Raw genomic sequence first — 17916 nt, 5'->3', positions numbered from 1 at the left:
AACCAAGTAGTCTTGTTTGACTACATCATTATTATACTAGGAGGTATATATGAAATCATACATAGGAATTGGAAAAGGAAAGGTTGAGCTTGCGGTGGATGAAGCAGTCCGGGGAATAGGTTCGCCCGTGACGATCATATTTTTAAGCTCATATGCACAGATAAAAGATGTATCGAAAATTCTTCATGAAAAATTTCCCAAGACACAGATTATAGGTACTCTTGGAACAAAGCTTGCCAATGGAACATATGGTGATGATAATCTTGTTGTACTTGGACTTTATGAAGATGCTAAAACAGAGTGTGGTATCATAAGAGATATAAGCCTTTGCCCTGTAGCTTCAGTTGGGAAGATAAATGAAATGATAAGAAAAGTGTCGCCCGGCAGAGATAATACCGTATGTATAGAGTTTTGCACAAATGATGAAGAAAAACTTGTCACTACATTTAATTCATGTCTGGCACCAAAAGGAATAAAACTTGCAGGAGGAACAGTATTCGGGGCACCTGACGGCAAAAAGACAGTCGTATCATATAACGGAAAAATTTATGAGGATGCGTGTGTTTTTGCAATTATCAAAAATACGACCGGAAAAGCTGATGTATTTAAGGAAAACATATATGAAAAAAGGACGGACAAATATCACTTTGCAAACAGGGTTGACACAGCAAAAAAGGCAGTGATAGAGCTTGACGGAAGAGCTGCTGCCGATGTTTACAGTAATGAGGTGGGAGTGCCAAAAGACAAAATTGTTGAGAATGTATTTAATAATCCGATGGGGCGTGCTGTCGGTGATGAAGTTTATATTTCTTCGATGATGGATATGGATTCCAGAGGTGCATTATACAATTATAAGAGGATAAATAAAAACGATTGTATCTATTTCCTGTCGTTAGGTGATTATAAAAATATTGAGAAAAATCACAGAGAAGAAATCAGAAGATCATTTTCAAAGATTTCGCTTGTTTTTTCTATTGACTGCATATACAGGTATCTTTTATATCAAAATGAAAAGTATTTTGGTACATATGCAAATGACATGGCATCACTTGGCGGTCATGTCGGAGTTATCGGTGGCGGAGAACAGTTTAATAACCAGCACGTAAACCAGACTATGGTATGTGCGGTTTTTGAGTAAAAATAGTGTACAGGAATGGTGATAGTATGTTTGGAAAAAAGAAAAATTATGAAAAAAATACATCAATAATGGAAAATGATGATGTTATGATAAATGACAAAAAGGCAAAAGTTAATGAATATCTTGATTCAATGGAATATATGAGCAAGGTTGTTCTTGAAAAGAAAGAAGCTCTTGCCGATGAGGAGATTAAATCCATAAAGGAGATAGACAAGGTTAAGGGGGCTTATGAAGCCGTGCTTAATGATAACAGGTTGTTTAGTGAAACGATTGCAGATTTTGGAGACGAGTTCATAAATATTGAAAATATGTCCGGTGATTTTAGCAGCAAGATAAATAACATAAACAGACAGTCAGAAGATGCACGGGAGGACATGAATCTTCTGATAAGCGGCACGAAAGATGTTGAGGATGAATTTAAAAAAATCTCTGCAATATATGATGAATTCAGAATACGTTTTGATGAGATAAAAACTGCCATGGCAGGAATTGTTGCCGTGGCAAACAAGACAAATCTGCTTGCCTTAAATGCTTCTATTGAAGCGGCAAGAGCCGGGGAGCATGGAAGAGGATTTGCCGTGGTAGCCGGGCAGGTTACAGGACTTTCACAAAACATAAAAGAGCTTGTATCTGAGGTAGATAAAAGTATTGAGGGATTGGAGAAAAGCTCAAAGCAGCTTACCGATTCGATAGACAATGCAAATGAGACATTAGCGACTACAAGAGAGCAGGCGAATACTACACAGAATGTATTTATGGAAATAGTTGAATCTGTTGCCAAGACACAGGATGACAGAAACGGTATAGCACAAGCTGTTGACAGATGCAGTGTTAAGGTTAATGACATAAAAAACAGCATTGAGTCAAATAATGAGCGATATGAGAGAGTTATGCAGCTGATAGATGGCTTTAAGAGTATGACTACGCAAAAGGGGTTTTTATATGAAGATATATCAAATATGATGGAGCAGGCAGAACCTCTTGTAAGAAAAATAAAAAAAGAAATACAGTGATGGATTTCGTCTGCATCTGTTATCAGATGCAACATATGAACTGCTGGTTGATTTTGAAGTGACAAAAGCATCAAACAGTGAAGTTAAAGAAACCGAAAAGCTTTTAGATAACATAAAAGAAAAATATCCAGAGAAATATTCAGAACTGTGACATTTATAATACAGCTTACATTAGCAAGAGCAAAAATAGAGTCAGGGATAACAAATGGACTGGCAAGATACACTGCATAAAATAAAAAAGCATATATAAACAGCAGAGACTGATATAAACTTTTCAGCGAATGGCGTTAGAGGCAAGAGCCGTCCATGAGTCGGAAATTTTATATCAGTCTCTGTGTTAAAAAGCCACAGCGAAAATAATTCATTTTTGCTCTTTCTTGACAAAATATTAAAAACGAATATAATAATTGGTAGAACCAATTTATAATGGTTAAATATTTCTAAATTATTCAGAAAAAATAATAAACGAAAAGGAGCAATGATGAAATACTTAAAACAATTTCTTATTATTCTTGCAATCTCAATGATAGGTGAGATATTAAAATATCTTCTTCCATTACCTGTGCCGGCGAGCATATACGGTATGCTCATATTGTTTGTCGGACTTATGACTGGAATTATCAGGCTTGAAAGCGTCAGGGAGGCGGGTAAATTTTTTATTGCCACAATGCCTGTTATGTTTATACCGGCAGGTGTGGGTCTTATGGCATCATGGGGAGTATTAAAACCTGTGCTTGTCCCGGTGAGCATAATCACGGTCGTATGCGTATTTACGGTAATGGGTGTGAGCGGTGTCGTTACACAATTTCTTATAAAGATTAAAAAGAACAGATAAAGGAGGCTCATCATGGGCAGTACATTAAATGAATTTTTTGAAATATCAGCATTTGCAGGAGTTACATTAAGTCTTTTAGCATACGCACTCGGTATGTTCCTGAAAAGAAAGACACATCTTGGGATATTTAATCCTCTGCTGGTATCTATCGCAGTCACCATAGTAGTCCTTCTAATAGCAGATGTTGATTATGACACTTACAATAAGGGTGCATCATATCTTAGCTGGTTTCTGACACCTGCCACGGTCTGTCTTGCCATTCCTCTGTACGAGCAGATAGAGCTTCTTAAAACTCATTGGAAAGCCGTTATCGCAGGTATCCTGTCGGGAGTTCTGACAAGCCTTGTGACAGTGTTTGTTTTGTCAAAAATAATGTCATTGTCACACAAAGAGTATGTCACAATGCTTCCAAAGTCAATCACAACGGCTATAGGCATGGGAGTTTCCGAGGAGTTAGGCGGATATGTGACTATCACGGTAGCCGTTATTATAGTGACGGGAGTTTTAGGTAATATACTTGCTGATTTTATATGTAAGATATTTAGGATAACAGAGCCGATAGCAAAAGGACTTGCCATAGGTTCAGCATCCCATGCCATAGGAACGGCAAAGGCAATGGAAATGGGAGAGATAGAGGGAGCAATGAGCAGTCTTTCTATTGCTGTTGCAGGCATAATCACCGTTGTAGGGGCTTCTATTTTTGCCAATTTTATATAGTGTATTATATCTCACATTATGCACAAAAAAATGTGTGCAGAAATGAGGATTAACACTATCAAGCAGGCGGCAGACAATAAGATAACAATAACTTTGTATATTTAAAGACGGGAGGGAAAGAGATATGATAATAACTATAGGGAGAGAATGTGGATGTAAGGGTGATACTGTAGGCAGGGCACTTGCCAAAAAATTTAATATTCCATTTTATGACAAAAAGGGGATAAAGGAGTTGGCAATAAAAAGCGGTGCATATGACAGATATCCGAACTTTTTTGCTGAAAAACCTGTTAATTCACTTATATATTCGATAGCTTTAGAAGAGAGTGTGTCTACATATGATACGCCAAAGAAAGCTTTTGAAATGCTGCTTAAGGAAAAGTCTTTCATTGTCATAGGCAGGGCATCAAATGAGGCATTTAAGGACAGAAAAGATGTAATAAGACTTTTTATAAGCGGTGATAAAAAAAGCAGAGTAAATTATATACAGAAAAAACATGGTATATCAGAGAGAAAAGCGGAAAATCTTGTGGATGAAACTGATGAGAGAAGGTCAAATTATCAGAGTTTTTACGCAGGGACAATCTGGGGATATTCAGGAAACTATGACCTTTGTCTTGATGTGACAAAACTTGGTGTTGACGGGGTAGTGGCTATGGTAGAACTTTATGCGGAAAGGATGGGGTATGCAGGAGACAAATAAACAGGAATATAAAAAAGTAATAGAATATATATGTGGTCTTTTACAGGAAAATATATTAAAAGTCGGGGACAGACTCCCCGCTGAAAGAGTTATCGCACAGAAGTTATCAATAAGCAGAAATTCAATCAGAGAAGCTTTAAGTATGCTTAATGGAATGGGCATTATTGAGAGGAGGCAGGGCTCCGGAAATTATGTTTCAAAAAATTCTGTTGGTGCGATACAGGATATGATACGCATAATGCTCACTATTGACAGCACCACAAAAGAAGAAATATGTTCGTTTAGAAGATATATGGACAAGATGGTGTGTATGGCAGTGTTTGATAAAGGTACACAGGAAAAGTGGAGGGTTACAATGCAGCTTATCCTTGAAAAAATGGAGATTGCCGGAAATGATGAGATTGCCCTGCTGGATGAAGATTTTCATAAAAATCTGATGCTTGCAACTGATAATTCATTCTGGATAACGATAATGGATGCTGTTATAGGTGTTTACAGAGAGTGGATAAATAAAGTGCTGGAAAAGTCAGATGCAGAGGATTACAAAAAATTATTGAAAAGCCATTCACTTATATTCAGCGGACTTATAGAGAATAAAAGAGATTTATGTATGTACGCTATTGATATGCATTACGATATTATTGACAGACTACTGAAAAATGATAGTCAATAAAATATTTGTTAAAAGAGAACTTGAATGTAAGAAATGCAAGGCTGAACTGTTACACTTGAATAGTAATATTAGTGTGGCTGAATGTGAAAATTAAACAGAGATATAAATGATTTGTAAATAAAACAGTTAGAATTGGAGATTTTGGTTTCATATATTTGATATATGGAGTGGATACCGAAAATTTGATTTTAACTGTTTTTTTAAATTATATTTGATTAAAATAGTTTTTGATATTGTGAAATATGTGAAAAATATGTGAAAAAGTATAGATTTGTTTATGAAAATTTAAAATAATTGATGAAATTATAAAAAAAATATGGTAAAATATTTTATGTATTTGTGAATTAAATACTCAGATATTTGTATAAAATATACAAAATCTGATATATAATCTGATAAAAGAGAAGGAGAGAAAATATGAGCAAAGCTAAAATCAGTCTTGCGGGTGTGAGCAAGAGTTATATTTCTGAGAATGAAGTTACTCAGGCACTTCACAAGATAAATCTTGATTTTTATTTTGGCGAGTTCGTCGCGATAACGGGCGAGAGCGGTGGAGGTAAGTCCACGCTTCTTAATGTTATCGGAGGAATGACAGGTTATGATGACGGTGAGATGTATGTTGACGGTGAGCCTACATTTCAGTATGACGATGCAGACTGGGAAGAATACAGAAGAAGAAAAGTCGGCTATATTTTTCAGGATTACAGTCTTATAGGACATTATACGGTGCTTGACAATATCGTGAGCGGTCTTTTTGCGATGGGAAAGAGTAAAGAAGAAGCAGAGAGTCTGGCGATGACTTATATAGAAAAGGTTGGTCTTAAAGGATATGAAACGCATCCTGCAAATGAACTTTCAAGCGGCCAGAAACAGAGATTATCCATTGCGAGAGCACTGGCAAAACAGACAGGAGTGATACTTGCCGATGAGCCGACCGGAAACCTAGACAGTGAGACAGGACTTTCGATAGTTAAACTGTTAAAAGAAATATCCAAAGAATGTCTTGTTATAATGGTAACTCACAATTATGAGCAGGTTGAGCCTTATGTGACAAGAAAGATAAGGCTTCACGAGGGAGTTATTATTTCTGATATACAGGTTCGGGAAAGCAAAGAAAACAAATCTGATGAAAAAGCAGGTACGGCTGATACAGGCGAAGTTGTAAGTAGCAGCGTCAGTACGGAAAAAAACGGAAAAAAGGAAACAGCAGAAAGTGACGAAGCAGCTAAATATACTGATACATGGTATGCAAAGTTTTTTGTAATGCTTAATTTAAAAACACAGCGTGCAAAAGCTATGCTGTTTACATTATTCCTTATTGTGGTAAGTGCCGTTTCATTTGTACTTATAGGTGAGCTTAATTTAAAGAGTGACGACATATGCACAAAAAATTATGATGGACTTGCATTTGCAAGACAGAGCGACAAGAGAATATCTGTCAAAAAGAAAAACGGTAAGAAGATAACTGCTGATGATATAAAGCAGATAAAAAAGATAAGATATGTAGAAAATGTGGATTCGTGTGATTATGCAAACGATATAAATTATTACATAATTGAGGACAGGGATTATGAAATGCAATATGGTATGCAGATAACACAGCGTGAGATCCAAGGTTCAGCTACACCTGCATTTTTGAAAGATGATAAATTTATGTTATCTACTGACTGTATCACTAAAGATGATCTCAAAAAAGGAGAGCTTCCTAAAAAAATGGATGAGGTAGTCATGTATTCTGATGACGATAAGCTTATAGGCAAAGAAATGGATTGTTATTTCTCCGCTTATAATATCTGGGATGGTGACGATTATATCAAATGTACGGTTAAGGTTACAGGTATTTTAAAGAAAAAGACAACTCAGGTATATTTTACAAAAGAACTGTGTAATATGCTTTCCATGAACCTTGATTCAAGTGATTTCAGATTACTTTATGATTATGATGTTTCAATGGGAGATTATAAGGCAAAAAGAAAATTTATACCGGTTATAAACAATGAACTTAAGGGAAATGAAGTGACTTTATCGAAAAACTTAAATGGAGATTATCCGGGAGATGGAAAGCATAAATTGAGAATTCAGAAGCTTGATGAGAACGGTAAGGCGGATGGTGATTATATTGAGGAAGAAATGGAAGTGCTTTCTAAAAAAAATGAGGACAGCAGAAATTTCATGGAAGTAAGCAGGGAGTTTTTCTATAAATATTATAGTCCTAAATATCTCCAGGCATCCGTGTATATCGCAAATTACGCAAAGACAGATTATATCTTAAAGAAACTTGAAAAAAGCGGATATTATGCAGTGAGCACTTACAGAGCAGGAGCAACATCTAAGAGTGACACGAAAGAACAGCAGCGTTTAGTTATAATAGGAATCTGCACGGCAGGTCTTGTGGTTATGTTCATAGCAGGATTTTTAATATTGCGTGCGATGATGACTCTCAATGTAAAAGAATATATCGTGTTTAGATTTATAGGCATGAAAAAAGGTGTGTTAAGGCGTATCAATTATATAGAGCTTGCGATATACTGTGTTATCGCAATGGTTGTTGCACTTGTGCTTGCTTTTATATTGAGACTGGCAGGAGTAGGTTTTATTACTGATATTACATGGTATTACAGATTTGGAACTTATATATGTTTTGTTCTATACAATATATTATTATGTGCAGTGACGGCTATGGGCTTTAATCACTATGTTAAAAGGAGGTTTCATCAATGATTCGTATAAATAATTTGGATAAATATTATAATAAAGGTAAAAAGAGCGAACAGTGTGCTTTAAATGATGTAAACCTCCAGTTTGGAAATACAGGGCTTGTGTGTATTCTTGGAGAGAGTGGCTCAGGAAAGACGACTTTATTAAATGCCATAGGTGGTCTTGATGATTTTTCCGGCGGTTCTATAGAGATAAACGGCACTAAGTTGACAGGTTATTCTCCTAAACTGACTGATGCCATAAGAAATGAACATTTCGGCTACATATTCCAGAATTATTATATCCTTAAAGATTACACGGTCGGCTATAATGTTAAACTTGCACTGAACAGATATGACCTTACTGAGGAGGAGAAAAACGAGAGGGTTGATTATATCCTTGATATGCTGGGTATTCTTAAATATAAGAAAAAAGTAGTATCAAAGCTTTCAGGAGGACAGCAGCAGCGTGTATCAATAGCGAGAGCACTTGTAAAAGCTCCGAATATAATACTTGCAGATGAGCCTACGGGAAACCTCGATGAAGAAAATACATTAAAAACGATGATGATACTTAAAAATATCTCAAAAGAGTGTCTTGTTATCGTTGTAACGCATGAAAAAAGAATTGCAAAATTCTTTGCTGACAGGATAATACAGGTATCAGACGGAAAAATAGTAAGTGATAAAGTAAATAATGCGACAGCATATGAGAGAAGTGATGATTCAAATATTTATCTTAAGGAATATGAACAGGAAATTATTGATGATAAATATGCCGAATTTAAACTTTATCACAAAAAGGATGATATTCCTGAAAAGATCAGGCTTAATTTTGTGTTCAAAGATGGAAAGCTGTATATACAAAATCTCTCGGAAAATGACCTTGTCATTGCAAATGCCGAAAACGGTGTCCAGATACTTGACGAGGAAAGACCGTCACTTGATGCACAAGATGTTGATAATTTTGAATATAATCTTTCAAGGCTTGACGAAAAGAAAAATGCAGGGCTTCCATTCAGGGAGATATGGCATATGGCGATGGCAAATATTGCGGCACTAGGAAAGAAACAGAGGTTTATGGTGATAATACTTCTTGTGTCGGCTATACTTCTTTCTATCACAACGGCAAAATATGTAAATGATAAAGTTATTGACGAGGCGGCAATAGTTACTGCTGATTCACACTGTCTTAAAGTAAATTTAGAAAACACTGATATATTTAACGAAGATGAACATATGGATATGCATGAGTTTATAAACAAATATTTAAATAATAAAAAATATGGTGATATAATATGTCAAAATACATCAGGTATGTATATTGAGGGAAGAACCTTTACACAGATTAAAAGTCAGGATATTAGTCTGTCAGATTTTTCATATATACCATATGAACATCTTGACAAAAATAAACTGTTATATGGAAGAATGCCTGAAAAGAGAAATGAAGTAGTTCTCGATAAACAGCTTATTGATAAAGTTACAGAATACACAAGTGCAGTTTCGCTTATGTATGACGGGTATGAGTCATATGTCGGTGCAAAACTCCACGGAAGTGATGCAACTGTAAAATACAAGGTTGTTGGAATAAGTGATATGGGTGAGCCGTCTGTTTACTGCAGTCCGAATGTAATACTTTCTCTTATGGAAAATACTACTCTGGTTGAAAGTGATGAAGAATTTAACAGGGAAAATGTTAAGGGATATAAAAAGGTTAAGCTTAAAGATAACGAGGTTCTTATAAGAAAAGGATTTGCGGATAGTGAGGGATATAAGATAGGAGATCAGGCGAATCTTGATGGTGATTATGTTATCAAGGGCACATTTCCGGACGGTCTTGGTGTCGATTATGTGATGTCTGATAAGGGCTGCAAAATGCTTATGTGTGAACAGATATATATGGATAGTGCCTGCTATTCGTACACGGATAATATTCCTGAGACAAAGAAATATTATAAAAAAATAAGTTCAAAATATCTGGAAAAATTTGAGCCTGTAATGACCGTGCCGCATGATGACCAGATAAAGGAATATCTTGAGCAATATTCAACTGTTTCAGTATCAGGAAATGTCATCATGATTGCAGCGGCAGTTATCTCATTGATAATGATATATTTTATGATAAAATCAAATGCAATGTTGAGAAGCGAGGAGCTGACTGTTTACAGAATGTTTGGAATATCTAACAAAAGTATAATATCGGCATTTATATTGGAAATATATGCAATGGCATCAGTTACGACACTTCCGGCGGTACTTGTCACGGCAGGTATCATCAAGCTGATAAGCTTTGCACCGTCGTTAAATGTCGGTGTTATCTTCCCGTGGTGGGCAGTTGTGGGACTGCTTTTGTGCAACTATTTGGTATATGCCATTATCTGCATACTGCCGGTAAAATCAATACTTGCAAAACCACCTGCTGCACTCGACCTGAAATAATGCAGACAATTCTTGAAGAGCAAAACACTTGTTTTGCTCTTTTTCGTTGAATATGTTTTAGAAACGGTTAAAATCGTCATGGTTTTGTAAAAAAAAGTGGGAATTAGTGAAGTATTTATGATATAATAAACTCGAATGTGCTCATATTTATGATACAATAATTCCAAAATCCGGATGCTTTGCATCTGTTGCATTTCGTGCTATATGATTTTGTTGTTAATAAATTCTAAATTTAGAATGTGGAGAGATGATTATATGCAGATAGATAACAGACTTATTCAAAAAGAAACAATATATTTCACTAACAACGGCTTTAAATTGTCTGATGTTAATTATGAAGCAGTAAAAGAAGCAGTGGATTCTCATAGTATGGTTGGATTTCTGACAGGATATTATGACGAAAGATTGACTATTTCAAGTGTGAGCGGTTTTTTTCTTGAAAATCTGGGCTATAAATATGAAGAGTTTATGGAGGCTTCTTCAGGTTCGCTTAAAAATATTTTTTTTGGCGAAAATCAGAGCTTTTTAGATGTCGAACGCTTTAAAAAGATTCACGGAACAGGTGAGGGAAGAATAGTCAGCAAGTCTGATGTACCGTTTTATGTGCGTATGTATAAAACTGATTCCGTAGATGAAAAAGGACAGAAGATGTGGGTGTTGTCCGTGCAGACTGACTGGACACAGCAGAACTTAAAACTTATAAACAATGTTTTAAAGTCTGGAATGTGGTACATGGAACTTAATGATAAAGATGAAATAGTCAGTGCGTTTTTTAGTCATGAATTTAGAAAAATGCTTGGCTATCATGATATTCTTGATTTTCCTAACAGATATGAAATGCTGGTTGAAACGATACATCCCGATGACAGAGATAGAGTAGTATCGCTGTTAAATAAAGTTATTAGGGATGAGAAAGAAACTTTAAAATTTAATTCGGACTGCCGTATGCGAATGTCTGATAAAACATATCAGTGGTTCAGATTTAATGCGGAGATAATAAGGAGGCGCGACGGTTCGCCTTTAAGGATGGTTGGAACATTTATAAATATTGAAGAACAACGGGCAAATGAGCTGTTCATTAAAAAGAGTGATGCATTCCATAGGGCATATACGGAGTCGAATATCTGCGAGTATTATGTAGATCTCAGGGAAAATACATTTGATTCGCTCAAAGTAGATGAGTCTATGCTTGGATTATTTGAAAAAAGTTCGACCTGGGACGAGATGATACATGAATATATAGACAAATTTGTCTGTGAGGAGGATAAATCGGCTGTTGAACTTATCTATAACAGGGCATATATGAGAGAAAAATTCAAAGAGGGAAATCACGAAATAAGTATTGAGTGTAATATTATGATTGATGGGAAAAAACGGCTTGTAAGAAATGTAGTTATACCCGGAGAAGATACTAGTTTTTCACATTATGCGATGATTTTTGTAAGAGACATAACCGAGGCAAGAAAACAGGCGGCTGAAATACGTGAGATTACACGAAAGAATACTGTTATGAATCAGCTTTTAGATGGAACTATAAGACTGGTTGACCGTTTTTCAATGTGTGATATAAAAAAGAATACATATAAGGTATATGGTATGCTGCCAAATGATTCGGAATATACACCGGTCGGGGAATACGATGAATTTATAGAAAAGATTTCGGGGATATTCAAACCGATTTCAGAAGAAAAGACTTTAAAAGAAATCTTGTCCAGAGACTCTATAAGAAAAATATTTTATGGAAGTGATGATATATACAAATTTGAGTACAGCACAAATGATGAGACTGTATTTAAAAATATGGCGGTGATACCTCTTTCACATGATAAAAATGATAACATTGAGAAAGTTATGTTCATCGTGCAGGATATTACGAATGAAAAGAAGCTTGAAATAGCATCAAGAAAAGTTTTAAGGGAGACTTGTGAGGCTGCAAACAGGGCAAATAATTTAAAAACTGAATTTTTGTCAAATATGTCACATGACATCCGTACTCCTATGAATGCAATAGTCGGAATGACGGCTATTGCGGGAGCAAATATTGACAATCAGGACAGAGTATTAGATTGTCTGGGTAAGATAACTAAGTCAAGCAGACATTTGCTGGGGCTTATCAATGAGGTATTGGATATGTCACGCATAGAAAGCGGAAAAATGACATTGTCAGAGGAAGAATTTAATCTCGCTGAGATGGTCGATAATCTAATTGTCATGACAAAAAATGATATAGAAACTCATCATCATGAGTTTGAGGTGCGTATTGGCAAAATAGACCATGAAAATGTAATAGGTGACAGTATGCGTGTGCAGCAGGTTATTACAAATGTGCTCAGCAATGCGATTAAATATACTCCTGATGGAGGAAAGATTATATTTTCGATAGACGAAAAGGATGACCGCTCAAAAAATGTTGGATGCTACGAATTTACAATAGAAGATAATGGTATAGGAATGACAAAAGAGTTTCAGAAGATACTTTTTGAGCCGTTCACGAGGGCTGATGATAAAAGAACTACGAAAGTTCAGGGTACGGGACTTGGGATGACTATTGTCAGAAATACCGTAAATATGATGAATGGCAGCATAAAAGTTGATAGTGAGCCGGGTAAGGGCAGCAGATTTAAGATAACAATCTTCCTTAAACTTCAGGAGAAAGAAAATGACAGGGTCGAGGAATTGATAGACCTTCCTGTTCTTGTGGTTGATGATGACAGAATATGCGGTGAGAATGCCATTAATATTCTTAATGACATTGGAATAAACGGTAAATATGCGTCATCTGGTGATGAAGCAGTAAGGCTGACAAAGAAGAAACATGAGACAGGGGAGGATTATTTTTCTGTAATTGTTGACTGGAAAATGCCGGGAATGGACGGAATTGAGACAACGAGACAGATAAGAAAGATTGTGGGGAGAGATGTTACCATAATCGTGCTCACGGCATATGATTATTCAGAGATAGAGGAAGAAGCAAGAATGGCGGGAGTGGATGAATTTATTACAAAGCCGCTGTTCCGCTCAAGAATCCAGGATTTGTTTATAAATATTCTTGAGGGCAAGCCAAATGACTCGGCAAAGAATTATCTTTCAGATATTATGAAGCTGAATTATAAGGACAAAAAGATTCTTGTTGCAGAAGACAATGATCTGAACCGTGAGATAGCAAAAGAGATAATTGAGATGGCAGGGGTAAAAGTGGATACGGCTTGTAACGGAAAAGAAGCTGTTGAAATGCTTAAAAACTCTAATGCCGGGACATATGATATTATATTTATGGATATACAGATGCCATTGATGAATGGATATGAGGCTGCTGCCGCCATAAGAAATCTTGACGATAATGTTAAAGCAGCTACGCCTATTATAGCTATGACTGCGAATGCGTTTGCGGAGGATGTTATTCTTGCAAAAAATGCAGGAATGAATGAGCATATGGCAAAGCCAATTGATATAAACAAGCTTAATGATATTCTGAAAAAATGGCTGTAATCTTAAAAAGATAAGAATTAAAGGAAATAAAAAAGATGTTATACATAATGAGACATGGAAAAACAGATTGGAATGAGCAGCATAAACTTCAGGGAAGGACAGACATTCCTCTTAATGATGATGGTATAAAGATGGCTGAAGCGGCGGCATTAAAATATAAGGATGTGCATTTTGATATATGTTACTGTTCACCGCTTAAGAGGGCAAAAAAGACTGCAGAGATACTGCTTGCCGGGCGTGATATACCTATAATCAGCGATGACAGGCTTGTTGAGATGAGTTTTGGAAAATATGAGGGAGTTAAAAGCAGTTTTTCAACAGATGCAAATAAATTAAAGTCATCTGACAGTCAGGTCAACATTTTGTTTGAAGCACCTGAAAAATATCAGGCACCTGATGACGGGGAGACTTTTGAGGAGTTGTTTAAGAGGACAGGCAATTTTCTTGATGAAGTAGTCAGGCAAAAGCTTGATGAGGGGAAAGATGTTCTGATAGTGGGACACGGTGCGATGAATTCAAGTATTGTATGCCGCATAAAAAATATTGGACTTGACCGGTTTTGGAGTGCCGGAATAGAAAATTGTAAACTTATGAAACTGATGTAAAGGTTATTCAACGATAAAAAAGAATAAATAAGCTTATTACATTGATAATTATCTTTTTTGTGGCTGGGTTGTTACAAATAATTTTAAAATATTTAAAAAAATGCAACAAAACAAAAAAAGTTCTGTGTATATATATGAAAAGAAATCTGGCTGTTATATATAAACTAATATTGCCGGAAAGATCAGATATAACACAGGGCTTAGTTTTTTGCTTTGCGGATAATGGGTGTATTCCATTTTAAATCTGATTATGATATGGGAAGGGAAAAACGGATGAGACAGGATGATGATATACAGATAGTAAATCTTTTATTTGCAAGACAGGAATCTGGATTGAAGAAACTAGAAGAAAAATATAATAAGTATTGTCTTACAATAGCAAATAGGATTTTGTTTGATAATGAAGATTCAAAGGAGTGTGTAAATGATGCATGGCTTAAAATATGGAATTCAATTCCACCTAACAGACCTGAAAATCTGGCGGGTTATCTCGCAAAGATTGTAAGAAATCTTGCATTGAACTGTTATGAAAAGAAGCACGCTGCAAAAAGAGGAGGCGGACAGGTAGAGATGTCTTATGATGAACTTTCAGAATGTATGGCAGGCAAGGGAAGAGTTGATGAAAATCTTGAAAAAAATGAATTGTCATGTATTATTTCAAAATTTTTGAAACAAAAAGGTGAACAAAAACGGACAATTTTTATACAGCGATATTTTTATTTTGCTGAAATTTCAGATATAGCAGACAGGATGGGGATGAAAGAAAGCTCAGTGCGTTCAGCATTATCGAGGATGAGAAAAGAATTGAAAAACTATTTAGAACAGGAGGGCATAGCTATATGAAGCAGTTAGATGATGAAAAGAGAGAAAAATCAAAGAAGATAATTGACGCTATTGGCGGACTTCCGGATGATATGATCTCGAAAGCCAATCCTGAGAACTGGGAACAAGGGGTGTATATCGGAGAAAAGTCAGGGGAAAATAACAGCAATGATAGTTATGAGGATAAAAATAAGGTTGTTCTTTTCGGTGAATGGCTTCTAAAGAGAAGAAAAGCTGTGGCATTTGTTGCAACACTTTTTGTCTGTGTTATCGTGTCGGGAGTATGGAAGCTAAATTCTATGGATTCTAAAATAGAGGAAAAAGCAAATGATGGTGATAACTATGTGACAGAACAGACCGCTGAGCCAGAGAGCACTTATTATGTATGGGATGGAAAAAAGAAAAAACATCCAAAGAAAAAGAAAACAGGTAAACATAAAAAGACGGTTAAAAAAGGAAACCGGAAAAATATTACCACAAATAAAAAACATCCCGGAAAAAAAGATGTTGTGCCGGATCAGGATGAAGAACCTGCACCTACGATGAAAAGTTACAGTGAAGATAATGACACAGATAGAAAAAGAATGGGTGATGGTGCAGATGATAATGCCCAGTCTGACAATGAGCAAAACAGTACTGCACCGGAACAGACACAACAGCCGGACTCAAAGAGTGACAAGCCTGATAAAACAGATACAACTGAGTCGGTCATTGTATATAAAAATGACAGTGATGGAAATAAGATTGCCATTAGTATATCCGGCCCAGAATCAAAAAAAATACAAAATTTAATTGACGGAAAGAAGTTTTCTTCTGACTCAGACACAGAGGGATATGATGCCGTCATAAAATATAATGGAAATGAGTATTACTATATTTCAAATACAAAGATGCTTATCACATCGGGAAAAGGTGCAAAGCTGTCTGACAGTGAAAATGCAGAGGTTAAAAAAATATTAAAGATTGATTAACCTGAAAGGGATGAGGAGGCAATGACAATGGATTTGTGATTGACCGGGTTCAAAATGATGGATGCATTTTAGCTTTAAACCAGGGATATGAGATATGAAAAATACTGAATAATTTGATAACCTCAGATTATTCAGTATTTTTTTCAACGGAAAAAGAAAAAAGTAATTGACCGTAGATAAATATCTTAGTAAAATATTAGGGACAATTATCAACAAAAACAGGAGGATAATATTAGCAATGAAAGAGACAAATGAAAAAAAGTCAGCCGGATATTCAAGTCCTTATGAATTTGAGGGAAGAATTCCGCTCTCACAGGCAATCCCGCTCGGACTTCAGCATGTAATGGCGATGTTTATAGGAAACCTTACACCGCTTATTATCGTTATGGGTGTCTGTGGACTTACGGCAGATGCAGGTTTTTCTGAACTTAGAACGGCACTTTTACAGAATGCCATGATAATAGCCGGAATAGTAACACTTGTGCAGATGTTTTCGATAGGACCTGTCGGAGGAAAAGTGCCTATCGTCATGGGAACATCTTCGGGATTTTTAGGTGTGTTAAATAATACCGTGACAGCTTGCGGTGGAGGTATTATTGCATACGGGGCAATTATGGGAGCCTGTCTTATAGGAGGTATTTTCGAGGGAATATTAGGAGCATTTTTAAAACCACTCAGAAAGTTCTTTCCTCCTATAGTTACCGGTTCTGTCGTAATAGCGATAGGACTTTCACTTCTTGGTGTCGGAATAAATTATTTCTGCGGAGGAAGCGGTAAGGCTGATTACGGCTCACTTCCAAATCTTTTCTTGGGATTTGTTGTTTTGATAGTTATCGTATTATTAAAACATTTTGCACCACAGAACAGTATCTTTTCTTCTTCGGCAATCCTTTTTGGAATACTTGCAGGATATATAGTTGCGGTCATAATGACATTTGTACTTCCAAATACGGGTGTTGATGCTGACGGGGCTAAATATACATATTCATGGGTAGTAAATTTTTCACAGGTAAAAGATGCAGCATGGATAGCAATTCCAAGTTTTATGGGATTTGGTGCACTTTCAGATGTTAAAATGTCATTTCAGGCAAGTGCAATCATCCCGATAGGCATCATGTTCATAGTTACTGCGATAGAGACAGTTGGAGATATATCTGCCTGTATCGAGGGAGGAATGGACAGAGAAGCAACAGATACCGAACTTTCAGGCGGTGTTATATGTGATGGTCTTGGCTCAGCGTTTGCGGCATTTTTCGGTGTACTTCCCAATACATCATTTTCACAGAATGTCGGACTTGTTTCAATGACTAAAGTCGTAAATCGTTTTGCAATATCTATGGGAGCAATATTCCTTATACTCTGCGGCTTTTGCCCTAAGATAGGAGCTATCATGTCAATAATGCCACAGTCTGTTTTAGGCGGTGCGGCAGTTATGATGTTTGCGTCAATCCTTATTTCAGGTATCCAGCTTATCACAAAAGAGCCTATAGGCAGCCGTGAGATAACAATTATCTCGGTGGCGATAGGACTTGGTTATGGTCTTGGAGCAACTACGGGTGCGACAGCACATCTTCCATATTATATACAGCTTATATTTGGTGGTTCAGGAATAGTACCATGTTCACTTGCAGCGATAATATTAAACATCTTATTGCCAAAGGAATCAAAGTCAGTGCGTAAGATGTGGGATATAGATGAGGAAGACTAAAAAATACTACTGATACATTTCATGCCACAATTTGCTTCTGAGCAAAATAAATTTTCTGACTAAAAGTAAAGAAGATGAAGTTTTAGAAGAACTGTATAATAAAC

At 36.1% G+C, this 17916-nt stretch carries 13 protein-coding genes; all 13 read left to right on the top strand.

What is annotated here, in order from left to right; genetic code table 11:
* The first annotated feature begins 49 nt into the window (after positions 1-49).
* Complete coding sequence (locus DWZ63_RS05425) at positions 50-1138, top strand: FIST N-terminal domain-containing protein (RefSeq protein WP_055942092.1); 1089 nt, start codon at positions 50-52, stop codon at positions 1136-1138.
* 26 nt (positions 1139-1164) lie between these two features.
* Positions 1165-2151 carry a methyl-accepting chemotaxis protein gene (locus DWZ63_RS05420; RefSeq protein WP_055942089.1) on the top strand — a complete coding sequence of 329 codons (987 nt, stop codon included), beginning with the start codon at positions 1165-1167 and terminating at the stop codon, positions 2149-2151.
* Positions 2152-2632: 481 nt separating this feature from the next.
* Complete coding sequence (locus DWZ63_RS05415) at positions 2633-2986, top strand: CidA/LrgA family protein (protein ID WP_022014661.1); 354 nt, start codon at positions 2633-2635, stop codon at positions 2984-2986.
* Positions 2987-2998: 12 nt separating this feature from the next.
* Positions 2999-3703, top strand: coding sequence for an LrgB family protein (locus DWZ63_RS05410; RefSeq protein ID WP_022014660.1), 705 nt, complete (start codon positions 2999-3001; stop codon positions 3701-3703).
* A gap of 124 nt (positions 3704-3827) precedes the next feature.
* Entirely contained in the window at positions 3828-4406 is a 579-nt protein-coding gene (locus DWZ63_RS05405) for a cytidylate kinase-like family protein (protein WP_118499011.1), read from the top strand.
* Entirely contained in the window at positions 4390-5079 is a 690-nt protein-coding gene (locus DWZ63_RS05400; RefSeq protein WP_207664380.1) for a GntR family transcriptional regulator, read from the top strand. The genes DWZ63_RS05405 and DWZ63_RS05400 overlap by 17 nt, the downstream gene beginning before the upstream one ends.
* A 417-nt stretch (positions 5080-5496) precedes the next feature.
* Positions 5497-7800, top strand: a complete 2304-nt coding sequence (locus DWZ63_RS05395) for an ABC transporter ATP-binding protein/permease (protein ID WP_118499007.1) — start codon at positions 5497-5499, stop codon at positions 7798-7800.
* Positions 7797-10217 (top strand): ABC transporter ATP-binding protein, encoded by a 2421-nt coding sequence (locus tag DWZ63_RS05390; protein ID WP_118499005.1) that lies wholly within the window; start codon positions 7797-7799, stop codon positions 10215-10217. Before DWZ63_RS05395 ends, DWZ63_RS05390 begins: the two co-directional genes overlap by 4 nt.
* A 255-nt stretch (positions 10218-10472) precedes the next feature.
* Positions 10473-13706 carry a response regulator gene (locus DWZ63_RS05385; protein WP_118499003.1) on the top strand — a complete coding sequence of 1078 codons (3234 nt, stop codon included), beginning with the start codon at positions 10473-10475 and terminating at the stop codon, positions 13704-13706.
* A 35-nt stretch (positions 13707-13741) separates the two neighbouring features.
* A complete protein-coding gene (locus DWZ63_RS05380) occupies positions 13742-14311 on the top strand; it encodes a histidine phosphatase family protein (protein ID WP_022014654.1) in 570 nt (189 codons plus the stop codon).
* Positions 14312-14584: 273 nt separating this feature from the next.
* Positions 14585-15154, top strand: a complete 570-nt coding sequence (locus DWZ63_RS05375; protein ID WP_055942071.1) for an RNA polymerase sigma factor — start codon at positions 14585-14587, stop codon at positions 15152-15154.
* Complete coding sequence (locus tag DWZ63_RS05370; protein WP_118498999.1) at positions 15151-16104, top strand: hypothetical protein; 954 nt, start codon at positions 15151-15153, stop codon at positions 16102-16104. The genes DWZ63_RS05375 and DWZ63_RS05370 overlap by 4 nt, the downstream gene beginning before the upstream one ends.
* A 238-nt stretch (positions 16105-16342) precedes the next feature.
* On the top strand, positions 16343-17812 hold the full coding sequence (locus DWZ63_RS05365; protein ID WP_055942065.1) for a nucleobase:cation symporter-2 family protein: 1470 nt from the start codon (positions 16343-16345) through the stop codon (positions 17810-17812).
* Positions 17813-17916: the final 104 nt, after the last annotated feature.

The sequence above is a fragment of the Clostridium sp. AF34-13 genome (assembly GCF_003477845.1).
Lineage (GTDB): Bacteria > Bacillota > Clostridia > Lachnospirales > Lachnospiraceae > Butyribacter > Butyribacter intestini.
This window is presented reverse-complemented; position numbering and strand designations above follow the sequence as displayed.

Bases quoted from the DNA above. Each gene is read 5' to 3' on its own strand.
- DWZ63_RS05425 (WP_055942092.1), top strand. From the start codon at position 50: ATGAAATCATACATAGGAATTGGAAAAGGAAAGGTTGAGCTTGCGGTG.
- DWZ63_RS05420 (WP_055942089.1), top strand. From the start codon at position 1,165: ATGTTTGGAAAAAAGAAAAATTATGAAAAAAATACATCAATAATGGAA.
- DWZ63_RS05410 (WP_022014660.1), top strand. From the start codon at position 2,999: ATGGGCAGTACATTAAATGAATTTTTTGAAATATCAGCATTTGCAGGA.
- DWZ63_RS05405 (WP_118499011.1), top strand. From the start codon at position 3,828: ATGATAATAACTATAGGGAGAGAATGTGGATGTAAGGGTGATACTGTA.
- DWZ63_RS05400 (WP_207664380.1), top strand. From the start codon at position 4,390: ATGCAGGAGACAAATAAACAGGAATATAAAAAAGTAATAGAATATATA.
- DWZ63_RS05370 (WP_118498999.1), top strand. From the start codon at position 15,151: ATGAAGCAGTTAGATGATGAAAAGAGAGAAAAATCAAAGAAGATAATT.
- DWZ63_RS05380 (WP_022014654.1), top strand. From the start codon at position 13,742: ATGTTATACATAATGAGACATGGAAAAACAGATTGGAATGAGCAGCAT.
- DWZ63_RS05395 (WP_118499007.1), top strand. From the start codon at position 5,497: ATGAGCAAAGCTAAAATCAGTCTTGCGGGTGTGAGCAAGAGTTATATT.
- DWZ63_RS05390 (WP_118499005.1), top strand. From the start codon at position 7,797: ATGATTCGTATAAATAATTTGGATAAATATTATAATAAAGGTAAAAAG.
- DWZ63_RS05375 (WP_055942071.1), top strand. From the start codon at position 14,585: ATGAGACAGGATGATGATATACAGATAGTAAATCTTTTATTTGCAAGA.
- DWZ63_RS05385 (WP_118499003.1), top strand. From the start codon at position 10,473: ATGCAGATAGATAACAGACTTATTCAAAAAGAAACAATATATTTCACT.
- DWZ63_RS05415 (WP_022014661.1), top strand. From the start codon at position 2,633: ATGAAATACTTAAAACAATTTCTTATTATTCTTGCAATCTCAATGATA.
- DWZ63_RS05365 (WP_055942065.1), top strand. From the start codon at position 16,343: ATGAAAGAGACAAATGAAAAAAAGTCAGCCGGATATTCAAGTCCTTAT.